This is a genomic window from Streptomyces sp. NPDC058653 (assembly GCF_042716895.1).
Classification (GTDB): domain Bacteria; phylum Actinomycetota; class Actinomycetes; order Streptomycetales; family Streptomycetaceae; genus Streptomyces.
On the sequence record NZ_JBHXRM010000023.1, the window covers coordinates 40543 to 61378 of the forward strand.

A 20836-nucleotide genomic window follows, 5' to 3' on the forward strand; every position below is an offset into this window, starting at 1 on the left:
GCCAGGCCAGCGGCCTATCTTTCCGCGCATGCAGTCCTACACAATCGGTCAGGCGGCACGCCTCCTGGGCGTCAGCACCGACACCGCCCGGCGGTGGGCCGATGCCGGCCGGGTCGCCACCCATCGCGACGACGGCGGACGGCGGCTCATCGACGGCCGCGACCTGGCGGCGTTCTCGATCGAGGTCGGCCAGGGCGGCGGCAACGGCGACGAGGAGGTGCCGTACAGCTCGGCCCGCAACGCGTTTCCCGGCATCGTCACCGCCGTCAAACTCGGCGACGTCGCCGCCCAGGTCGAGATCCAGGCCGGGCCGCACCGCCTCGTCTCGCTCCTGACCCGGGAGGCCGTCGAGGAGCTCGGCCTGGAGGTCGGGATGCAGGCCACCGCCCGGGTGAAGTCGACCAGCGTGCACATCGACCGCCTCTGACCGGCCCGGCAGCGCGCGTCCGGCCCTCGCGTCCGACCCGCGACGCCGGCCGGTGAGTTCGACGACCGCGTTCGACCAGCGCGTTCGATCACCGAGCCCGATCACCGAGCTCGACCCACAAGCTACGCCTCCGAGTTCAGCTTTCGTGTTCAGCCTTCGTGTTCAGCTTCCAGGGAGTCTTGAACCCATATGTCCTTCACCCTCAGAACCGCCGCCGTACGCCGCACCGCGGCCGCCGCCGTCACCGCGGCCCTGCTCGCCACGCTCGCCGCCTGCGGCGACGGCGACAGCGACGACAACGGGAACGACACCGACACCGGCGCCAAGTCCAGCGAGTCGGCCACCGGCGCCCCGAAGGCCGACCTGACCGTCCTCGCCGCATCCTCGCTCACCGACGTCTTCGAGACGGCGGGCGCCGCGTACGAGAAGAAGAACCCCGGCACCAAGGTGACGTTCTCCTTCGCCGGCTCCCAGGAGCTCGCCGCCCAGGTCGAACAGGGCGCCCCCGCCGACGCGTTGGTCACCGCCGACACCAAGACGATGGACGGTCTCAAGGCCGACACCGGCACGCCGACCGTCATCGCCAAGAACCGGCTCGTCATCGCCACCGAGGAGGGCAACCCGGAGAAGATCGAGAGCCTCAAGGACCTCGCCGACACCAAGCTCAAGGTCGTTCTCGCGGCGCCCGACGTACCGGTCGGCCGGTACAGCGAGCAGGTCCTGGACGCGCAGAAGATCGAGGTCAAGCCGGTCTCGGAGGAGCCGAACGTCCGCGCCGTCCTCAGCAAGGTCGAGCTCGGCGAGGCCGACGCGGGGATCGTCTACAAGACGGACGCCGCCACCGCCACGGACAAGGTGGACGCGATCGAGATCCCCGACGCGCAGAACGCCGTCGCCGAGTACCCGGCCGCCACGCTCAAGACGTCCGAACACGCGGAAGCGGCGGCCGCGTTCGTGGCGTGGCTCAGCACCCCCGAGGCCCAGAAGCTGCTCCAGGACGCCGGCTTCCAGCAGCCGTAGCTCCTCGACTCGACGCACGCACGCACGCACCAACGCTCGCACGAACGCACGCGGGCGGGTGGCGGTCCGGACGCCGGCCGACCGGACCGCCACCCGCCCGCCGTGCGGGGTTGTTCACCCCCTCACGCGGCAGATCTCAAGAACCCCAGGAATCGCAGGAGACCGCGGAAGACCGCAGGAGCCCGATGAGCCGCCTCAGCACTCCCCGCCGGGCCCCGGGCCGCACCCGCTCCCGCTCCCGCACCCGTCCGCCCGTCGCGCTCACCGTCCCCGCGCTGCTCGCCGTCGCCTTCCTGCTCCTGCCGCTCGTCGGGATCCTCGCCCGGACCTCCTGGGGCGAGGTCGGTACGCATCTGACCAGCCCCGGAGTCGTCGAGGCGCTGGAACTCTCGCTCCTCGTCTCGGGCTGGGCGCTCCTGCTCTCCCTGATACTCGGGGTGCCGCTCGCCTGGCTGCTGGCGCGGGTGGACTTCCCGGGCAAGGCGCTGGTGCGCTCCCTCGTACTGCTGCCGATGGTGCTGCCGCCGACCGTCGGCGGCGTCGCGCTGCTCCTCGCCTTCGGGCGGCGCGGGCTGCTGGGCCCCTGGCTGGAGGAGACGTTCGGCATCACGCTGCCGTTCCACACCTCCGGCGCCGTTCTGGCGGCGACATTCGTCGCGATGCCGTTCCTCGTCATCAGCCTCGAAGGCGCGCTGGGCGGACTGCGCCCCAGTTACGAGGAGACCGCAGCCTCCCTCGGAGCCTCGCCGGTACGGGTGTTCGCCACCGTCACCCTGCCGATGGTCGCACCCGGGCTGCTCGCCGGGGCGGCGCTGACCTGGGCGCGGGCGCTCGGCGAGTTCGGCGCGACCATCACCTTCGCGGGGAATCTGCCGGGCACCACGCAGACGCTGCCGCTCCAGGTGTATCTGCTGCTCCAGAGTTCGCCGGAGGCGGCGACATCCGTCTCCCTGCTGCTGCTCGTCATCGCCATGGCCGTACTGATCGCCCTGCGCGGGCGCTGGACCGGCACACCCCGGGACACCGCCGAGGCCACCGACAGGCGCCGGAAACGGGCCACTTCGGCGCAGGACGACACCGCGGACGACGACACCCTGTCGGAGCCCGGGTCCATGACGCCGGGCGGCGGGCCGGAAGTGGCGGGCGGCGGCCTCGTGAAGGGCGGCGCCGAGGGGCCGGCCGTCGACGAACGGTGGGCGCTGCACGCCGACCTCACCGGCTTCACCCGCCTCACGCTCGACGCCGAACCCGGCACCACCATCGCCGTCGTCGGCCCCAACGGAGCCGGCAAGACCACCCTGCTCCGCGCGCTCCTCGGCCTGACCCCCCGCGCCCACGCCGAACTGCGCCTCGGCGCACTCGACGTCACCGCTCTCCCGCCCCACCGCAGGGGCGTCGCCTGGGTGCCGCAGGACGGCGCGCTCTTCCCGCACCTGAGCGCGCTGAGCAACACCGCGTACGGGCTCCGCGCCCACGGTGCCACCCGCGCCGACGCCCGCAGGAGCGCCCAACTCTGGCTCGACCGGCTCGGCGTGGGACACCTCGCACACCGCAGGCCCGCCCAGGTCTCCGGCGGACAGGCCCAACGGGTCGCGCTTGCAAGGGCGTTGGCGACCAGCCCGCGTCTGCTGCTGCTCGACGAACCGCTGGCCGCGCTGGACCAGACGACCCGCGCGCGGGTACGGCACACCCTGCGGGGCCATCTCGAAGGCTTCGGCGGCGTCTGTCTGATGGTCACTCATGACCCGGTGGAGGCCGTGTCGTTGGCGGATCGCGTCCTCGTCCTGGACGAGGGCCGGGTCGTCCAGGACGCACCGCCCGCCGAGGTCGCCCGCAACCCCCGCTCGCCCTGGGTGGCCCGGATGCTCGGCCGGAACGCCTGGCCGGGCACCGCCACCGCCGACGGGCTCGCGCTCACCGGCGGCGGCCTCCTGGTCGTCGCCGACCCACTGCCGCCGGGGACGCGCGCGCTGGCGATCATCGCGCCCGAGGCCGTCTCACTGCACCGCGACCGGCCGAGCGGCAGCCCCCGTAACGTCTGGCCCGGCACCGTACGCGAGATCACCTCCAGCGGCAGTCGGCTGCGCGTGCTGATCACCTCGGACCGGGCTCCGGACCTCGTGGCCGAGATCACCCCGGGAGCGGCGGTCGAATTCGGGCTGGCCGACGGGGTGCCGGTCTGGACGAGCGTGAAGGCGACGGAGGCGACGGTCGTGGCTCTCTGACACGGCTCCGGCACCATGCGCGGTCGTGCCGGGGGCCTTCGGACACCGCCTGGCAGCCCCCTCGGGGACGCCGCGTAGCCTGCGGGCAGACCCACACTCTCAGGAGCACGATGTCCGCCGCCCTACCTCCCCGTGTCCTCTACGTCACCGACCTCGCCTACGAGGCCAGGGGCCGCCGCTACTGCGACGAGGACATCCTGTTCTCGTCCCGGCTGCGGCGGGAGTTCACCGTAGCCACCTGCCATCCGGCCGACGCCGCGCGCCTCATGGGCGAGTTCGACGCGGTCGTCGTACGCAACAGCGGGCCGGTCATCCACTACCGGAAGGCGTACGACGACTTCCGGGACCGCGCGATCGCCCAGGGCGTGCGCGTCTACAACCCGCTGACCGGGCGCGGCGACATGGCGGGGAAGCAGTATCTGGTGGACCTGAGCGCCGCCGGACTGCCCGTCATACCCACCGTCGACCGGGCGGACGACCTGGACCGGCTGCCGGACGCCGACGAGTACGTCGTCAAGCCGAAGGACGGGGCGGACTCCATAGGCATGCGCTGCGTGCCGCGCGCCCGGCTGGGCGAACTCGCCGGTCCCGGCGGCTCCCTCGCCGGTTTCGGCGACGTGCTGATACAGCCCCGTATCCCCTTCTCGTACGAGGTCTCCTTCTACTTCGTCGACCACGACTTCCAGTACGCGCTCCACGCACCCGACCCGGACCGGCGGTGGGAGCTCGTGCCGTACGAGGCCAGGGCCGTCGATCTCGACTTCGCACGGAAGTTCATCGACTGGAACACCCTCGACCACGGCATCCAGCGGGTCGACGCGTGCCGGGCGCCCGACGGTGAGCTGCTGCTGGTGGAGTTGGAGGACCTCAATCCGTTCCTCTCGCTGGAGCTGCTGGACGAGACCACGCGCGACGCGTTCATCGCGCGGACGGTGGTCTCGCTGCGCGCGCTGCTGACCTGACCTGACCTGAGTCGGCTCGGCCCGGCCCGACTCGACCGGGCCTGGACCGGGTTGAGCCGAGCCGAGCCGGCCCGAGTCGTGGGCAGCGGCGCGCGAGACCCCTCAGCCGTCGACGGCCCGCAGCCTCCAGAGCGACGTGACCTCCGCCGCCCGCGCCGTGTGCAGGGGGTCGGTGGTGTCGGCCGCGCGTGGGTGGCGCGGCCTCGTGTCGGCCCTGTCCACGACGCGCAGGCCCGCCGCCGCGATCCGTGACAGCAGTTCGTCCCGCGTCCGCAGCCCGAGGTGTTCGGCCAGGTCCGACAGGACGAGCCAGCCCTCACCGCCGGGTTCCAGATGCTCCACCAGCCCGTCCAGGAAGCCGTGGAGCATGCCCCCGCCGGGGTCGTAGACGGCCTGCTCGATCGCGGAGTTCGGCCGCGCGGGAATCCACGGCGGGTTGCAGACGATCAGATCGGCGCGGCCCCTCGGGTACAGGCAGGGGCCGACGACCTCGATCGTGTCGGCGAAGCCTAGCGCGCGCACGTTCTCGTCGGCGCAGACGAGGGCGCGCGGGCCGATGTCGGTCGCCACGACGCGGCCGGCCCCGCGCCCGGCGAGGACGGCGGCGAGCACGCCGGTGCCTGTTCCGAGGTCGAAGGCCGTACGGGGCCGCGCGGAGGAGGATCCGTTCAGGGGCGCTCGGGCGACGAGGTCGACGTACTCGCCTCTGACCGGGGAGAAGACGCCGTAGTGGGGGTGGATACGGGCACCGAGCGCGGGTACCTCCACGCCCTTGTCGCGCCACTGCCGCGCGCCGATCACCCCCAGCAGTTCGCTGAGCGCGACCGCGCGGACGCCGGACGGCGGACCGTACGCCTGCCCGCACGCCAGACGGACGTCGGGAGCCCGGCGCAGCGCGAGGGAGTGGTCGTCCTCAAGGGTGACGAGCAGCTTGCCGAGCACGCGGGCGCGACGGCCGCGTGCCCGCCGGTGCAGACGGAACGACTCGGCGGGGCCGGTGCCCGGCGGGACGGGTTCGGGTCCGAGGCGGCGGCTCATCGCCGAAAGCAGTTGCCGCGCGTTGTGGAAGTCGCCCCGCCACAGCAACGCGGTGCCCTCCCGGGCCAGTCGGGAGGCGGTGCCGGCCTTCATCCGGTCGTCGGCGACGACGACCCGTTCCGGCGCAGGCGCCCCGCTCTCGGAGTGCCACTCGGCGGTGTGGACGGTGCTCGGGGTGGTGCTCGGAGTGCTGCTCGGGATCGTGCTCGGGGTGCCGCGTCGGGTGCGGTCGCCCTCGGTCCAGTGGATCGTGGACATCGGATACTCCTCGTGATCGAGCGTGCGGGGGCACGAAGAGCACTTCGACGAGGAGCAGGCGAGATCGGCCCGTACCGCGTGTCACGGCACAGGCGCGAGTGAGAGGCAGGTGGTGGGTCCGGTCTACCGCTCCCGCGTCGAAGCGCGAGAGGAGAGGTCGCCGAGGACCAGGCCAGGAACCACGCCGAGAGTCATGATCAGCCCTTTCCGAGAGAGGCCGTCGGAGAGTCGCACAGTCTCGCCCCGCCCGGCAAACGCGTTCCCGCGCGGTGGATCCCGATGGGGGGCGCGCGTGCCGGGCCCCCGGTGCCGGGCGCGGGCGCCAGGGAGGGGGTCCAGCCGCGTTACGGCGCGGTTGCGCGTAACCCGGAGGAATTTGTTCAGTCACACAACACTGTCCGAAACGTGGGTAGTTGCCTGTGCCGTGGACGTCAAGATCGTCCGGGGAACGCGGCAGGCCAAGGCCGGTCTACGCGGGGCGAGTTCGGCCTCGCGCGCGTACAGGGGAGGCCGGTGGGACGGCCGAAGTTAATTTTGACACGACCTTGACAAATTAAATCGCCGTTGCCAGCATGCAAATCGCTCGGACTGCGGACATGGCTCCCGGTCGAACGCACGGCGTCCCCCCTCGTACCTCCGTGTCACCTCCCGTACCACCCCCGCACCGCCCTGTATCACCCCAGCTCCCACCCAGAACGCACCCCCCAACCCCCCCAACACCCCCAACCCCCCTCCATATCCGCCCAGCAGCAAAGCGCGACGGCGCGCGCCTTGCCTGACACACCCCACCTCTGGTCAGGAAGGAAATTTCATGTCACGACGCCCACCAGCGTGGTCCAGGATTTTCGCGGCGCTCACCCTCGTGCTGTCGGCCGGTCTCACCGCCGCCCCCGCAGCCGTCGCCCACCCCGGTCACCCGGGCCACGAGGCCGCCGCCGACATCCCGGCATCGGACTACCAGCAGGTACAACTCGCCCTCGGTGGTTCCGAACTGGGCGAGGCCATGTCGCTGGCCGTCCTGCCCGACCGCTCGGTCGTGCACACGTCGCGGGACGGCACGGTCCGCCTCACCGACGCCGCGGGCAACACCAAGACGTCGGGCAAGCTCGATGTCTACACGCACGACGAGGAAGGTCTCCAGGGAGTCGCGGCCGACCCGAACTTCCAGAGCAACCGGTATCTGTACCTGTACTACTCGCCCAAGCTCAGCACCCCGGGCGGCGACGCGCCGGTGACCGGAAGCGCCGCCGACTTCGAGGCGTGGAAGGGGCATCTGAACCTCTCCCGCTTCACGCTCAAGGCGGACGGCACCCTCGACACCGCGAGCGAGAAGGTCGTACTCGAAGTACCCAACGACCGCGGCCAGTGCTGCCACGTCGGCGGTGACATCGACTTCGACGCGCAGGGCAACCTCTACCTGACCACGGGCGACGACACGAACCCCTTCGAGTCCGCCGGTTACTCGCCGATCGACGAACGCGCCAACCGCAACCCGCAGTTCGACGCCCAGCGCTCCTCGGGCAACACCAACGACCTGCGCGGCAAGGTGCTCCGTATCAAGCCCACGGCCGACGGCGGCTACACCGTCCCGTCGGGCAACCTCTTCGCGCCCGGTACGGCGCAGACACGTCCCGAGATCTACGCGATGGGCTTCCGCAACCCCTTCCGGATGTCCGTCGACAAGGCCACCGGCATCGTCTACCTCGGCGACTACGGCCCGGACTCCGGCTCCACGAGCGCCGACCGGGGCCCCAGCGGCCAGGTCGAGTTCAACCGCATCACCGAGGCCGGCAACTTCGGCTGGCCGTACTGCACCGGCACCAACACCTCCAGCGAGACGTACGGCGAGTGGGCGTTCCCCGACGGCCCCTCCGCCGGTAAGTACGACTGCGCGGGCGGCGCCACCAACAACTCCCTCCACAACACCGGCCAGAGCAAGCTGCCCCCGGCCAAGCCGGCGTGGATCCGCTACTCCGGTGACGCGGGCTCCCCGCCCGAGTTCGGCGGCGGCTCCGAGTCGCCCATGGGCGGTCCCGTCTACAACTACGACGCGGGCCTCGACTCCGACGTGAAGTTCCCCGAGTCGCTCGACGGCCGTTTCTTCGCCGGTGAGTACGGCCGCAAGTGGATCAAGGCGATCGAGGTCAAGTCCGACGGCACCCCCGGTGTCATCGAGGCCTTCCCCTGGACCGGCACGCAGGTGATGGACCAGGCCTTCGGCCCCGACGGCGCGCTGTACGTCCTCGACTACGGCACCGGCTCCAACAACCAGGCTCTGTACCGCATCGAGTACCTCGCCGGCAGCAACCGCAACCCCGTCGCCAAGGCCGCCGCCGACAAGACGTCCGGCCCGACACCCCTCGCGGTCTCCTTCTCCTCCGCCGGCAGCGCCGACCCCGAGGGCGGGGCGCTCAGCTACGCCTGGGACTTCGGTGACGGATCGAAGTCCACCGACGCCAACCCGAGCCACACCTACACCGAGGCCGGCACCTTCCGCCCGACCCTCACCGTCACCGACCCCGAGGGACTGACCGGGTCCGCCAGCCTCGTCGTGACGGCCGGCAACAGCGCGCCCACCGTCACCCTGACCACGCCCGCCGACGGCGAGCTGTTCTCCTGGGGCGACAGCGTCCCCTTCACCGTGACCGCGAGCGACCCCGAGGACGGCGCGGTCGACTGCGCCAAGGTCAAGGTCACGTATCTGCTCGGCCACGACGAGCACCGGCACCAGATCACCTCGAAGAACGGCTGCTCCGGCACCATCGACGTCCCCGTCGACGGTGAGCACGACACCGCCGCCAACATCTACGGCGTCTTCGACGCCGAGTACACGGACGAGGGCGGCCTGACCACGCACAGCGACAGCATCCTCCAGCCCCGGCACCGGCAGGGCGAGCACTTCGGCGCCATGTCCGGCATCGAGGTGGCGAACCACGGCAACGCCGAGGGCGGTTCGACGGTCGGCTTCACCGACAACGGCGACTGGGTCTCCTTCAAGCCGTACGCCCTGGACAACGCGACCAGCGTCTCGGCGCGTGTCGCCTCGGGCGGTGTCGGCGGCACCCTCGAAGTACGGGCGGGCTCCGCGACCGGCACACTGCTCGGCTCGCTGACCGTGGCGCCGACCGGCGGCTGGGAGAACTTCGTGGACGTCACCGCGAACATCTCCAACGCGCCCGCCGGGACGACCGAGTTGTTCCTCGTCTTCAAGGGAGCGACGGGCCAGGGCAACCTCTTCGACCTGGACGCCTTCACCTTCTCCACCGGCGCGGCGGCCAAGACGGGCAAGACCGACAAGGGAGTTGAGCGATGAGACGTGAGATCGCCCGGCGCATGCGTCATCTGTCCTGCGTGCTGACCGTCGCGCTCGGGGCCGCGTTCCTCGCGCCCACCGGCGCCTCGGCGCAGGCCGCGGCCGACCCCTACGAGGTACTCGTCTTCTCCAAGACGGCGGGTTTCAGGCACGATTCGATCCCGGTCGGCATCAGGACCATCCAGGACCTGGGCGCCGACAACGAGTTCACCGTCACGGCGACCGAGGACAGCGGAGCGTTCACCACGGCCAACCTCGCGAACTACGAGGCGGTCGTCTTCCTCTCCACCACCGGCGACGTGCTGAACGACGCGCAGCAGACCGCGCTGAAGTCGTACGTCGACGGAGGCGGCGGCTATGTGGGTGTCCACGCCGCGGCCGACACCGAGTACGGCTGGCCCGAGTACGAGGGCCTGGTCGGCGCCTGGTTCAAGAGCCACCCCGCGATCCAGCAGGCGACGCTCAAGAACGAGGACCGGAGCCACCCCGCCACCTCGCACCTGGACCCGACCTGGTCCAGGACCGACGAGTGGTACAACTACCGCACCAACCCGCGTGAAGACGTCCATGTGCTCCAGAGCCTGGACGAATCCACGTACAGCGGCGGGGAGATGGGCGGCGACCACCCGATCACCTGGTGCGACGAGCAGGCCGCCGGCCGCTCGTTCTACACCGGGCTCGGCCACACCCAGGAGTCGTACGCCGATCCCGCCTTCCGCCAGGTGCTGCTGGGCGGCATCCAGTACGCGGCGGGCGCGGTCGACGCCGACTGCTCGTCCGGCGGCGAGGACCCGGACCCGGGGTCCAGGACCGTCGAGGGCGAGGCGTACACCTCCGGCTCGGGCGTGCAGCGCGCGAACCACGGCTCGGCCAGCGGCGGCCAGACACTCGGCCATATCGAGAACGGTGACTGGGCCGGCTACTCCCAGGTCGACACGGCGGGTGCCACCACGTTCACCGCCGACGTCTCGTCGGCGGGCGCGGGCGGCACCGTCGAGATCCGCAGCGGCTCCGCCACCGGCACGCTGCTCGGATCGGTCGACATCGCCCCGACCGGCAGCTGGGACACCTTCACCGAGGTCTCCACGACGCTGACCGCCACCGGGACGGGCGCGCTGTTCCTGCGCTTCACCGGGGGAGCGGGCGCGCTCTTCGACATCGACAGCTTCACCCTGTCGGGCGCGGCCGACGACGCCAAGGCCGCGACGTCGCAGAACGTGCACCTCTTCTACTACCCCTGGTACGGCAACCCCGAGGTCAACGGCGGCTGGCGGCACTGGCAGCAGGGCGGGCAGAATCCGCCCGAGGACGTCGGCGCCGACCTCTACCCGAAGCTCGGGGCGTACGACTCCGGTGACTTCAACGGCGCCGTCGAACAGCATATGAAGTGGATCAAGCAGACCGGCGCGAACGTCCTGGTCTACAGCTGGTGGGGCCAGGGCAGTTACGAGGACGGTCTGGTCGAGGGCGTGATGGACGCGGCCCAGCGCCACGGCATCAAGGTCGCCTGGCATCTGGAGCCGTACGGCGGCCGGACCGGCGCGTCGACGGTCGACGACATCAACTACATCAACGAGAACTACGGCGACCACCCGGCGTACTTCCGGGACGCGGAGCGCAACAACAGCAACGCGTTCTACGTCTTCCAGAGCCTCGACGTGCCCGACTGGTCGGCCCTGGACCAGGTGACGGACAACAACATCGTCCTGGCCCAGACCACCGACACGTCGAAGATCGCGCACTTCAACGGTCTCTACACCTACGACGGCATCGCCGGCGCCACCGCTCCCGGCTGGAAGAACGCCGGGGACTACGCGGCGGCCAACGACCTGGTCTGGTCGCCGTCGGTGGCCCCCGGTTACATCGACGACCGGGCCGTACCCGGCAACACCACGCCCACCCTGGGCAGGGACAACGGCGCCGCGTACGACAAGCAGTGGAACAACGCGCTGGACCCGGCCATCGGCGGATCACCCACCTGGGTCTCCGTCACCTCCTTCAACGAATGGCACGAGGGAAGCTCGATCGAACCCGCGTCGAGCAACCCGCCGGCCGGGCACGGCTACCAGACCTTCTCGGGCGCGTACGGGAAGACCGGGGCGGCCGCCGAGACGGCGTATCTCGACCGGACGCAGCACTGGGTGAACCAGTTCGAGGCGGCGCGAGCGGCCAGGCTGCGGTGAGAGCGGCCCGTGCCGGGTGAAGGCCAACCCCGGTCCGGGCGACGAAGCAGCAGGCCCGGTACGGCGAACCCGCCGTACCGGGCCTTCTGTTGTGCGCGTGCGTGCGCTCATGGGTGGGTGCGGGGCGCGGGTACGGGCTACCGCTCGGCCTCCCAGGTCACCGTCGTCCCGCCCCCGCCGCTCCCGTCCGCCTCGCCGCCCGGGCGGCCCTCGCCGTGGCCCTTGTCCGCCTCGTCGCGCTCCCCGTCGTCCCTGACCACCAGGCGTACCCCGGCCCGGCCGTTCGGCAGCCGCGCCGCCGCGTCGACCTCCACCTCGATCGACGTCACCCCCGGCCGCCGGTGCGCGGCGGCCAGCGCGCCGCGCAGCGCGGCGAGCAGCCCGGCATGCAGCGGCTCCCCCACGAGCGTGTCCACCGCCCCGCCGAAGTGCACGGACGGCTGGAAACCCAGCACGGCCGCCGCGCCCGCCGTCTCGCGCAGGACCTTGCCGCGCAGACTCGTCGGGGCGTCGGCGGGCGGCTGCTGAAGGGCGAAGATCGTGGTCCGTACCTCCTGGATCGTGGAGTCCAGTTCGTCCACGGCATGGCCGAGCAGCTCGGCCAGCTCCGGCCGGCCGGTGCGCCGACGGGCCGACTCCAGCATCATCTCGGTGGCGAACAGCCGCTGTACGACCAGATCGTGCAGGTCCCGGGCGATCCGGTCGCGGTCCTCGTAGACCGCGAGCCGCTCGCGATTGTGCTGCGCGTCGGCGAGCAGGAGCGCCAGCGCCGCCTGGGAGGCGAACTGGTTGGCCAGCAGCCGGTCCACGGGGGTGTACGGGCGTCCGCCGCGTCTCCGTGGGAGGGCGAGGGTGCCGATCAGCCGGCCGCCGCTCTGGAGGGGCAGCATCATGCTCGGTCCGAAGCGGGTCCGTACATGGGTGGTCATCCGGGGATCGGTCGCCGAGTCGTCGATGTAGACCGGTTCGCCGCCGAGGAGCTGGGTCAGCACGGGCGAGCCGGGCGCGATGCTCGTACCGACGAAGTCGCCCGGGTCGTCCACGGCGGAGGCGGCGACGATCTCCATGCCGCCCTCGTCGGTGGGCTGGAGCACCACGCCCGCGGCGGCGCCGGCCAGGACGCGCGCGGACTTCGCGAGGGTCGTCAGCGCGTCCGTCGCGCTCTCGCCGCTGAGCAGCGCGGTCGTGACGGCCGCGGCGCCCTCGATCCAGCGGGCGCGCTGACGGGCGGTGCCGTACAGGCGCGCGTTGCCGATCGCGATCCCGGCCTGCGAGGCGAGCACCCGCAGCAGGGCGAGGTCCTCCTCGGTGAAGGGGCCGTGCTCCTTCCGGGCCAGACAGAGATGACCGAGTACGTCGTTGTGCACCCGGACGGGGACGCCGAGGCTCAGGGAGCTGCCGGGGTGGCCCAGCAGTCCGGTGTGTCCGCTCGGGAGCCGGGTGATCCGGCGCCGCTCGTCGTCGCTGAGCCCGTACGAGAAGAGCTCGGCGATCCGGCTCCGCCCGCGCTCGGGCCCCCGGCCGTGCGCGGGCCCGGCGAGCGCGAGCGCCCCGTAACGCGCGCCGGTGAGATCGGCGGCGCTGTCGACGACGTGCTGGAGGGTCGAGGCGAGCTCCCCCTCGCTTCCCACGTCGAGAACGGCGTCCAGCAGCATGGGCAGCCGGGGAGCGGCCCGCCGCGCACGTTCCCCCTCACCGGAGTCCGGGCGCTCCCCGTCCCGTTCGTCCTCCTCCGGCCGGTCGTCACGGGTCGTCACGTCATTCGGCGTGGGCCAGGGGGTTGAGGACCAAGGGCTGGATCTTGCCGTCCAGCATCGCGCCGAGGCCGAGGATCGCGCAGACGTCCGGGCGCTCGGCGATGTGGACCGGCATACCCGTCGCGTCGCGCACCATCTGGTCGAGGCCGGGGAGCAGCGCGCTGCCGCCGACCATCATGACCCCGGTGTCGGCGAGGTCGGCGACCAGGTCCGGCGGGCAGTCGCGCAGGACCTTGCCGATGCCGTCGAGCACGGCGGTCAGCGGCGTGTGGATGGCCTGCCGTACGGCGGCGGTGTCCACGAAGACCGACCGGGCGAGCCCGGTCGCCACGTCACGGCCGTGGATCTCCGTCGACGTCGGCCCGTCGGCGGTGATGCCGTTGCCGCGCAGCGCCAGCTGGAGCGGCCGGACGGACTGGCTCGGCAGCATCAACTCGTGCTGGTGGCGCAGGTGTTGGATGACCGCGTTGTCGATGGCGTTGCCGCCGACCGGCACCCGCTGGGCGGTCACGATCGAACCGAGCGACAGGACCGCGACCTGGGTGGTGGCCGCCCCGCACACCATGATCATGGTGGCCGTCGGCTTCTCCACCGGCAGCCCGCAGCCGACGGCGGCGGCGATGAGCGTGTCGACCAGCTCCACCCGGCGCGCGCCGAGACCGACCATGGTCTCGATCGTGGCGCGCTGGGCGAGCGGGTCGCTGTCGTGGGGGGTGCAGGCCGCCGCCCGCAGCCGGGGCTTGCGGCGCAGCTGCCGGCGGAGCTTCTCGCCGAGGAGATGACGGAGCATCCGCTGGGCCATCTCGATGTCCACGACGGTGCCGCCGGTCACGGGACGCATGACGCGGATGTAGTCCGGCGTACGGCCCGTCATCTGTTCGGCCAGGGCCCCGACGGCGATGAGGGCGCCGCTGCGGGTGTTCACCGCGGCGACGCTCGGCTCGTCCACGACGAGCCCGGATCCCTTCACAAAGACCCGGGTCCTGGCGGCCCCGAGGTCGACGGCGACATGGCAACGGCGCAACTGCTCAAGGCTGACGGTCACGGCGGGTTCTTCTCCCGGGAGCGCTGAGGTGGATCACCGGCAGGCGGCCGGTCCTCTTCGAATCGTGGGCGCGGCGGGGGCCGTGCGCGCGCTGGGCTGCGCCGGTCGGGTGTACGGGAGCAGACGTCGGGCGGGGGCCGGAGCCTGACGTTCCGCCAGGAGAACCGGGCCGCCCTACCCTTGCCGCGGCGCCGGTGACCAGCGCTGGAGCAGCCCCCAGGTGAACTCCGCCACGCACGGCCCGGACCCCGGTACGTCGAACGCGAGGCCCCAGCGGGTCGGTGCCGTCCCCTCCAGGGGCCTGGCTGGCGGGAACGCGCGGGCGACCTCATCGACCGTGCAGGACCAGGGGCGCAGATCCTCCACCGTACGCAGCTCGGGCCCCGGCGCGCCCGGCGCCCGTACCAGCCACTCGTTCCACACGCCTCCGCCCGGCGCCGCCGTCACCTCGAAGCGGAGCGTGGGCCAGAGCGGTACGGGCCAGAGCAGCACCTCGCACGCGAGGTCGCCGATCTGCCGGGGAAACGTCGCCTCCGGCGCGCCCAGCACCGAGCGGTAGCGCGACAGCGACCCGCGTGCGCGCGGGGAGCGGACCATCGCCTGCCAGCGGCGGTTGGCCTCGCGCATCTCGGCGAGCGAGGCGCCCAGTTCGTGCCGCGCGTCCTCGACCAGTCCGGGCTGGTGGTCGGCCATCCGGCGCAGCAGTACGAGCTGGAATTCGTGCGGCCCGAAAGGCCGGGAACGCCCCCCGGCTCCGGCTGATGTCGTGGCATTCATAGCGACATCGTGCCCCTTCGGGGCAGGTCGGGCGGCGAAATCACGGAACGGCCAATTCCGCACAGGATCTTCACATCAGAGGTGCCCGAGTTAGGTTCTGTCGGATTATCTTCAGGGCGCCATGGACTACTGCCATCACTGTCGGCGGCACCTCAACGGCGCCCTGGCATGCGCCGGGTGCGGTACGCCCGCCGAGGAGCTACGGCTCCACGATCCCGCCCCGCACGAGGCGGAGGTGGTCCTCGCCGCGCGCGATTACAGCGAGGAGCCCGTCGTCGGCGAGCGCCGTCAGCGCGGCTCCCGCAAGCGCAAGCTCTCGCGGAGCGAGCGTCAGGCGCTACGCGCGGAGCGTGGCGCCCACCGGCGCAAAGGCCGCACCGTGCTGGTCGTCGTCATGAGCCTCGTCCTGGCGGTCGGCGCCCTGAGCCTGGCCGAACTGGCGCTGGAATCCTCCGGCGACGACGGCGACGCCACCTCCGTACAGGAGGACCGGGCCATCGACGTCGACGGTGGTCCGCCGCCCTCGGGGCCGCCGAAACCCAAGGATCCGGGTCCCGTGGAGGGCACACCCTCCACCTCCTCCGGCTCCGCGCGCCCCGGCGGCGGCGGTGACGGCTCGCCCGACCCGTCGGCGACGGGGAGCGGGTCCTCGGACGGGAAGTCCCCGTCGGCGACGGACTCGCCCGGCCCGAGCGACACGCCGGACGATCCGGGCGACCCCGGTGACGGTCCCGAGCCCACGCGCTCGACCGGCGGCCCCGGCGGTCCGAGCGACCCGGAGGACCCGGACGAGTCCACCTCGCCGACACCGTCCACCTCGCCGACGCCTCCGAAGGAGGAGGAGGACGACTGCGTCCTCTGGATCATCTGCGTCTGACGCGGCTCCCGGGCGCGTACGCGCGGCGTTTCTGACGCGCGGCGTCCCCGACCCGCGGCCGTGGGCGCGCGGGTCCGTCCCGGAGTGACCGGGGCTCCCCCGGTCACTCCACGTCGTCGTCGCCCAGCATCCGCCGCAGCAGATCGCGCAGCACCGTCCGCTCGGCCACCGAGAGGTCGGCCAGCGGTTCGCGCGCGAAGTTCAGGCCGTCCCGGAGCTGCCGTGCCGTACGCCGCCCCTCCTCGGTGGGCGCCGCGAGCTTCACGCGCCGGTCCGAGGGGTCGGGGCGCCGCTCCACCAGGCCGCGTGTCTCCAGCCGGTCCACGATCCCGGTCACGTTCGACGGCTCGCACTTCAGCTTCTGCGCGATCCGGCGCATCGGCATGGGCTGGATCGAGAGCAGCCCCAGTACCCGCGCCTGTGCGCCCGTGAGCGAGTGCTCGGCGGCGGCGTGGTCGTACTCCTCGTAGTAGCGGGCCACGACCGTGCCGATGAGTTCGACGACTTCGAGGGTCAAGGGGTCCCTGTGTTCAGTGGCCATACTCACCAGGGTACTCGTTTGCTTGACAACGTGAAATATCGAAGGGCATGGTTGTTTCAGTTGGTGAAGCTTTAGTCGAGGAGGCACCGCATCCATGACCGCTCTTCCCGCGTCCGGCCGCGAATGGCACCTGGTCGCCCGCCCGCACGGCTGGCCGAAGTCGACGGACTTCGCCCTGCGTGAGGCCCCGGTGACTGAGCCGGCCGAGGGCAGGGTCCTCGTCCACAACAGGCACTTCTCCGTCGACCCGTACATGCGCGGGCGGATGAACGACGTGAAGTCGTACACCCCGCCGTACAAGCTCGACCACCCCATGGACGGCGCCGCCGTCGGCGAGGTCGTCGCCTCGAACGCCGAGGGTCTCGCGGTCGGCGACCATGTGGTGCACGGTCTCGGCTGGCGGGAGTACGCGGAGGTGCCCGCCAGGTACGCCACCAGGATCGACGCCTCGGCCGCGCCCCTCAGCGCCTTCCTCGGTGTCCTCGGGATGACCGGCCTCACCGCCTACGCCGGGCTCTTCGAGACCGCATCCTTCAAGGAGGGCGACGCCGTCTTCGTCTCGGGCGCCGCGGGCGCCGTCGGCAACCAGGTGGGCCAACTCGCCCGGATCAAGGGCGCGTCGCGGGTCATAGGCTCGGCGGGGTCCGACGAGAAGGTCAGGCTTCTGGTGGAGGAGTACGGTTTCGACGCCGCCTTCAACTACAAGAACGGCCCGGTCAGGGACCAGCTCAAGGCAGCGGCGCCCGACGGAATCGACGTCTACTTCGACAACGTCGGGGGAGAGCACCTCGAAGCCGCGCTCTCCTCCTTGAAGCTCAACGGCCGCGCCACCATCTGCGGAATGATCTCGCAGTACAACAACACCGAGGCGACACCCGCGCCGCACAACCTCGCGCTCGTCATCGGCAAGCGGCTGCGCCTCCAGGGCATGCTCGTCAACGATCACCGCGCCCTCATGCCGCAGTTCGTCAAGGAGGTCTCCGGCTGGCTGGCCTCGGGCGAGCTCAAGTACCAGGAGACCACCGTCGAGGGCATCGAGAAGGGCTTCGAGGCCTTCCTCGGGCTTCTGCGCGGTGAGAACACCGGAAAAATGATCGTCACACTCAACTGACCCGCACCCGCTAGGCTTTCACCAGGCCGTCGCGGTCCGTGGGCGCGAGCCGCGGCGTACAGAGAAGAAGGAAACCCGAATGACCATCCAGCAGATCGACCCCCTCTACACCGCCGTCGCCACCGCGGAGAACGGCCGTGACGGCCGCGTCTTCACCGACGACAAGAAGCTCGACGTCGTCGTCAACCCGCCCAAGGAGATGGGCGGCAGCGGCGCCGGTACGAACCCGGAGCAGCTCTTCGCCGCCGGCTACAGCGCGTGCTTCCAGGGCGCGCTCGGCGTCGTCGCCCGCCGGGAGAAGGCCGACATATCCGGGTCGACCGTGACCGCCAAGGTGAGCATCGGCAAGACCGACGGCGGTGGCTTCGGCCTCGCGGTCGAACTGTTCGCCTCCATCCCGAACGTGGACGCGGCCACCGCGCGGGACCTTCTGGAGAAGGCGCACCAGGTGTGCCCGTACTCCAACGCCACGCGCGGCAACATCGAGGTCGAGCTGTCCGTCGTCTGACCGACCGCACGAGAGCGGAAACGCACGACCGCACCACCGCAGTAGGGCCCCATACGTACGGCAGGGCCGCACCCCGGGAGAGGGGTGCGGCCCTTCGCGTGCGCGGTGACGCCATCGGCGCCGTACGTGCTCCTCGCCGCGAACGCGCCTCCTACGGAAGGCGGTTCAGCAGCGCCCTGCCCACCTGGGCGAACGCGCCCTTCGGGTGGTCACGGAAGAGCGGCTCGGTACCGAACAGCGTGACCGGCGCGCCCGCCGCCGACGTACCGCTCACGATCGCCGCCTGCCCCGCGGCGGCCTGCGGACCGCCGGTGCCGTCCGCGTCTCCACGCCAGTGGCCCGAGACAAGGGGGTTGCCGCCGCCGTACGACTGCTCCGTACGCACGCCCTTGCCGAGCCCGGTGAACCAGAGCGGCGAGTAGACGAACGAGTGGGGCTGTGTGCCGCCGGTGATCGGGCCGGGCGTGTTCAGCACCCGCACCACGCCGTTGGCGTTCCCGTCGCCCTCCACCGCGGTGGCCGTCAGCAGCGCCGCCTCGGCGTTGAACGCCGCGCCGCCGGAGCCGAGCGCCACCACCGGCGCGCCCCCGGCCAGGAACTCACCGAGCGCCGCCCGGGCGGTCTCGTTCAGCGCCCCGTGGCTCAGCCCCGTCGACACGTACAGCGCGTCGGCCCTCGACCAGTCGAAGCCCGCGTTCGCCGTCGCCGTCGAGACGGGCAGCACCTCGAAGCCCATCTCGCGCAGCGCGAACAGCTCGCCCGAGTTCACCGCGGCGGCGACCGTCGTACGGCGCAGGGCCGCGACGCCCTTGTCCTTCGTGGCGGTGAAGACGACGCCGTACCGGTCGGCCAGGATGCCGGCCTTCCTGCGGGCCGACGACGGCACGATCGCCGCGCCGTCCGCCGTCCTGCGCACCTGCACGCCCTGCGCGAGCAGGGAGTTGAGAGCGGCGAACTCCTTCGGGTCGTCCAGCCGCAGCTTCAGATCGCCCTTGGCGGCCACCGAGCCGACCGGGGAGGCCGCGTTCACGGCCCGCCCGGAGAAGTCCGGTTCGCCCCGCTGGACCTTGGTGACGCTCGCGCCCCAGAGCAGCCCGAGGCTCCAGCCGGAGATGTCGTACATCGACGACACGTCGGCGCTGATGTCCCGGCCCTCGTCCAGGATGACGTTGGCGATACCGCGCTTGGCCTGCTCCATGTCGACCACGTACGAGCCGGCCGGATAGTCGCGGCCCGCCACCTTGAAGCTCTTGCGGGCCTGCTGGACCTTCACGTCGTTGGCGATGAGGTGGTCGACGAGCCGGGCCGCGGCCGACGCCGACCGCTGGCCGGCGCCCGCCGGGATCACGTACGCGCGCGGGAAGTCGGTCGTGTAGATGTCCTCCGGACCGATGCCGGGCACACCGGGCACCGTCTCCTCCGAGACGACCCGCTGCTTCTCGCCCGCGACACCGCGCCGGAACGTCTCGATCTGGTCGGCGATCAGCGTCTCGCGGTTCTCCCGCGCGAAGTCGAGCGTGGAGCGCATCGCGGCGCCCGCGACGGCGGTGTTGATCCCGGACCGGCGGCGCAGCTCCTCCACCGGCAGATTGTTGTAGTCGTTGTTGTTGACCCGCATCGGGATCTCGATGGTGTGCGAGGCGACCGCGCCCTGGAACGCCATGTACTGCGGGGTGAAGATGGGCGGCCAGTCGTCCCAGCCCTCCTCCTGGTCCCGGAAGGGGATGACGGGCGGCTGGACGCCGTCCTTCTCGGCCGTGTAGCCGAGGTCGTTGACCGCCTCCTCCATACCGAGGGCGTTGGCGTAGGAGTTCTTGAGGAAGAGGTCGTACTCGTAGTTCTCGCCGTGCGGCGGTGTCGTCGGCTCGATCAGCGTGCCGTTGACGTACCCGTGCAGGTCGAGCATGACCGCGGGCTGCTTGTCGACGGCTATCTGCCGGATCGCGCGTGCCTCCGGCTGCGAGGCGGTGATGAAGTCACGGTTGAGGTCGATGCCGTTGCCGTTGGCCCGGGTCCCGGCTATTCGGCCGTCGGGGTTGGCCGTGACGTTGAGATGGATCCGGCTCGTGGCGAGCAGCTTCTTGGTACGGCCGTCCTTGGCCCTCGCCAGCTCCTCGATGAGCTTGAGGGCCGCGTCGGTGCCCTCCCACTCGTTGCCGTGGATGTTGTTGTTGATGAAGACGGGAGTCTTGTAACTCTCCTTGATACGCCGGTCCTTGGCGGCCGACGCGGGGGAGTTCTCGATGCGCTCGCGCATCCGCTCCTGCTCGGCGGCCTCCTTCGCGCTCTCCGGAGCCGTGACCGTGACGAGGTAGAGGTCGTGCCCGCCGGCGGACCGGCCGGTGACCTCGACGCTCACCCGGTCGCCCAGCTCCTGAAGGGCGTTGAGGCGCGGCGCGAGCGCGTGGTACGGCGCGAGTCCCAGCTTGATGGCCTTGTCGGCCGGGTTCTCGGGCAGTGTGTCGAGGACGGTGCGGCGCGGATAGCCGCCGTCCTTGCGCAGACCGAGGGAGGTCGTGCCCACCGAGGAGAGAGCGGCGGCGCCGGCCGACGGCAGCGCGGGCGAGGCCACCCTGCTGTCCGTGGTGCCCCCGTCCCGCACCGGGTGCGACGACCGGTCGCCGTCGGCGCCGGGAGCGGCGGTCGCGGGAAGGGGCGAGAGCATCAGCGCCGCGGTGGCGGTGGCGGTGGCGGTGGCGAGCAGGACGGGTCTGGGCATCCCCATGCGGATGTACCTCCGGGTCGTGCGGCGGCGATCGTTCGGTTCAATAGGCAGGTCATACCGGTTGAACGT

The 20836-nt window shown here is 71.5% G+C and carries 15 protein-coding genes; 9 read left to right on the top strand and 6 right to left on the bottom strand.

Translation table 11 applies throughout. The features are described 5' to 3' along the window. The first annotated feature begins 28 nt into the window (after positions 1-28). From ACFWU9_RS20490 to ACFWU9_RS20505, 4 genes are all read left to right on the top strand, one after another. On the top strand, positions 29-427 hold the full coding sequence (locus ACFWU9_RS20490; RefSeq protein ID WP_384320308.1) for a molybdopterin-binding protein: 399 nt from the start codon (positions 29-31) through the stop codon (positions 425-427). A gap of 189 nt (positions 428-616) precedes the next feature. Beyond that, the gene (modA, locus tag ACFWU9_RS20495; RefSeq protein ID WP_384320309.1) at positions 617-1447 is read left to right on the top strand and encodes a molybdate ABC transporter substrate-binding protein; all 831 of its coding nucleotides are present in this window, start codon (positions 617-619) and stop codon (positions 1445-1447) included. A gap of 185 nt (positions 1448-1632) precedes the next feature. Further along, the gene (locus tag ACFWU9_RS20500) at positions 1633-3672 is read left to right on the top strand and encodes an ABC transporter permease (protein ID WP_384320311.1); all 2040 of its coding nucleotides are present in this window, start codon (positions 1633-1635) and stop codon (positions 3670-3672) included. 110 nt (positions 3673-3782) lie between these two features. Then, positions 3783-4634: a hypothetical protein gene (locus ACFWU9_RS20505; RefSeq protein ID WP_384320313.1), complete on the top strand. Its 852-nt coding sequence runs from the start codon at positions 3783-3785 to the stop codon at positions 4632-4634. 102 nt (positions 4635-4736) lie between these two features. Here ACFWU9_RS20505 and ACFWU9_RS20510 read toward each other — a convergent pair whose 3' ends face one another. Further along, a complete protein-coding gene (locus tag ACFWU9_RS20510; RefSeq protein WP_384320315.1) occupies positions 4737-5930 on the bottom strand; it encodes a methyltransferase in 1194 nt (397 codons plus the stop codon). An 811-nt stretch (positions 5931-6741) separates the two neighbouring features. Here ACFWU9_RS20510 and ACFWU9_RS20515 point away from each other — a divergent pair. Both ACFWU9_RS20515 and ACFWU9_RS20520 read left to right on the top strand, forming a co-directional pair. After that, the gene (locus tag ACFWU9_RS20515; RefSeq protein ID WP_384320317.1) at positions 6742-9243 is read left to right on the top strand and encodes a PQQ-dependent sugar dehydrogenase; all 2502 of its coding nucleotides are present in this window, start codon (positions 6742-6744) and stop codon (positions 9241-9243) included. Beyond that, on the top strand, positions 9240-11426 hold the full coding sequence (locus ACFWU9_RS20520; RefSeq protein WP_384320319.1) for a ThuA domain-containing protein: 2187 nt from the start codon (positions 9240-9242) through the stop codon (positions 11424-11426). The genes ACFWU9_RS20515 and ACFWU9_RS20520 overlap by 4 nt, the downstream gene beginning before the upstream one ends. A 137-nt stretch (positions 11427-11563) precedes the next feature. Here the strand turns inward: ACFWU9_RS20520 and ACFWU9_RS20525 are convergent, their stop codons facing one another. From ACFWU9_RS20525 to ACFWU9_RS20535, 3 genes are all read right to left on the bottom strand, one after another. After that, the gene (locus ACFWU9_RS20525) at positions 11564-13081 is read right to left on the bottom strand and encodes a GAF domain-containing protein (protein ID WP_384320462.1); all 1518 of its coding nucleotides are present in this window, start codon (positions 13079-13081) and stop codon (positions 11564-11566) included. A gap of 103 nt (positions 13082-13184) precedes the next feature. Next, positions 13185-14228 carry a rod shape-determining protein gene (locus ACFWU9_RS20530; protein ID WP_384320321.1) on the bottom strand — a complete coding sequence of 348 codons (1044 nt, stop codon included), beginning with the start codon at positions 14226-14228 and terminating at the stop codon, positions 13185-13187. A gap of 174 nt (positions 14229-14402) precedes the next feature. Further along, positions 14403-15005 carry a hypothetical protein gene (locus ACFWU9_RS20535; protein WP_384320323.1) on the bottom strand — a complete coding sequence of 201 codons (603 nt, stop codon included), beginning with the start codon at positions 15003-15005 and terminating at the stop codon, positions 14403-14405. A 121-nt stretch (positions 15006-15126) separates the two neighbouring features. On the opposite strand from ACFWU9_RS20535, the gene ACFWU9_RS20540 reads away from it, so the two are divergent. Continuing rightward, a complete protein-coding gene (locus ACFWU9_RS20540) occupies positions 15127-15882 on the top strand; it encodes a hypothetical protein (protein ID WP_384320325.1) in 756 nt (251 codons plus the stop codon). A gap of 103 nt (positions 15883-15985) precedes the next feature. Here the strand turns inward: ACFWU9_RS20540 and ACFWU9_RS20545 are convergent, their stop codons facing one another. Further along, on the bottom strand, positions 15986-16423 hold the full coding sequence (locus ACFWU9_RS20545) for a MarR family winged helix-turn-helix transcriptional regulator (RefSeq protein ID WP_384320327.1): 438 nt from the start codon (positions 16421-16423) through the stop codon (positions 15986-15988). A gap of 94 nt (positions 16424-16517) precedes the next feature. Here ACFWU9_RS20545 and ACFWU9_RS20550 point away from each other — a divergent pair, with 94 nt between their 5' ends. Next, positions 16518-17534, top strand: a complete 1017-nt coding sequence (locus ACFWU9_RS20550; RefSeq protein WP_384320329.1) for an NADP-dependent oxidoreductase — start codon at positions 16518-16520, stop codon at positions 17532-17534. Between the two features lie 79 nt (positions 17535-17613). Further along, positions 17614-18042 (top strand): organic hydroperoxide resistance protein, encoded by a 429-nt coding sequence (locus ACFWU9_RS20555; RefSeq protein WP_384320331.1) that lies wholly within the window; start codon positions 17614-17616, stop codon positions 18040-18042. Between the two features lie 151 nt (positions 18043-18193). Here the strand turns inward: ACFWU9_RS20555 and ACFWU9_RS20560 are convergent, their stop codons facing one another. After that, on the bottom strand, positions 18194-20767 hold the full coding sequence (locus tag ACFWU9_RS20560) for a M14 family zinc carboxypeptidase (RefSeq protein WP_384320333.1): 2574 nt from the start codon (positions 20765-20767) through the stop codon (positions 18194-18196). Positions 20768-20836: the final 69 nt, after the last annotated feature.

What these genes read in the sequence shown, in the direction of transcription:
- modA (WP_384320309.1), top strand. Translation starts at nt 617, where the DNA reads ATGTCCTTCACCCTCAGAACCGCCGCCGTACGCCGCACCGCGGCCGCC.
- ACFWU9_RS20500 (WP_384320311.1), top strand. Translation starts at nt 1,633, where the DNA reads ATGAGCCGCCTCAGCACTCCCCGCCGGGCCCCGGGCCGCACCCGCTCC.
- ACFWU9_RS20515 (WP_384320317.1), top strand. Translation starts at nt 6,742, where the DNA reads ATGTCACGACGCCCACCAGCGTGGTCCAGGATTTTCGCGGCGCTCACC.
- ACFWU9_RS20505 (WP_384320313.1), top strand. Translation starts at nt 3,783, where the DNA reads ATGTCCGCCGCCCTACCTCCCCGTGTCCTCTACGTCACCGACCTCGCC.
- ACFWU9_RS20555 (WP_384320331.1), top strand. Translation starts at nt 17,614, where the DNA reads ATGACCATCCAGCAGATCGACCCCCTCTACACCGCCGTCGCCACCGCG.
- ACFWU9_RS20560 (WP_384320333.1), bottom strand. Translation starts at nt 20,767, where the DNA reads ATGGGGATGCCCAGACCCGTCCTGCTCGCCACCGCCACCGCCACCGCC.
- ACFWU9_RS20540 (WP_384320325.1), top strand. Translation starts at nt 15,127, where the DNA reads ATGGACTACTGCCATCACTGTCGGCGGCACCTCAACGGCGCCCTGGCA.
- ACFWU9_RS20490 (WP_384320308.1), top strand. Translation starts at nt 29, where the DNA reads ATGCAGTCCTACACAATCGGTCAGGCGGCACGCCTCCTGGGCGTCAGC.
- ACFWU9_RS20525 (WP_384320462.1), bottom strand. Translation starts at nt 13,081, where the DNA reads ATGCTGCTGGACGCCGTTCTCGACGTGGGAAGCGAGGGGGAGCTCGCC.
- ACFWU9_RS20520 (WP_384320319.1), top strand. Translation starts at nt 9,240, where the DNA reads ATGAGACGTGAGATCGCCCGGCGCATGCGTCATCTGTCCTGCGTGCTG.
- ACFWU9_RS20550 (WP_384320329.1), top strand. Translation starts at nt 16,518, where the DNA reads ATGACCGCTCTTCCCGCGTCCGGCCGCGAATGGCACCTGGTCGCCCGC.
- ACFWU9_RS20535 (WP_384320323.1), bottom strand. Translation starts at nt 15,005, where the DNA reads ATGAATGCCACGACATCAGCCGGAGCCGGGGGGCGTTCCCGGCCTTTC.
- ACFWU9_RS20510 (WP_384320315.1), bottom strand. Translation starts at nt 5,930, where the DNA reads ATGTCCACGATCCACTGGACCGAGGGCGACCGCACCCGACGCGGCACC.
- ACFWU9_RS20545 (WP_384320327.1), bottom strand. Translation starts at nt 16,423, where the DNA reads ATGGCCACTGAACACAGGGACCCCTTGACCCTCGAAGTCGTCGAACTC.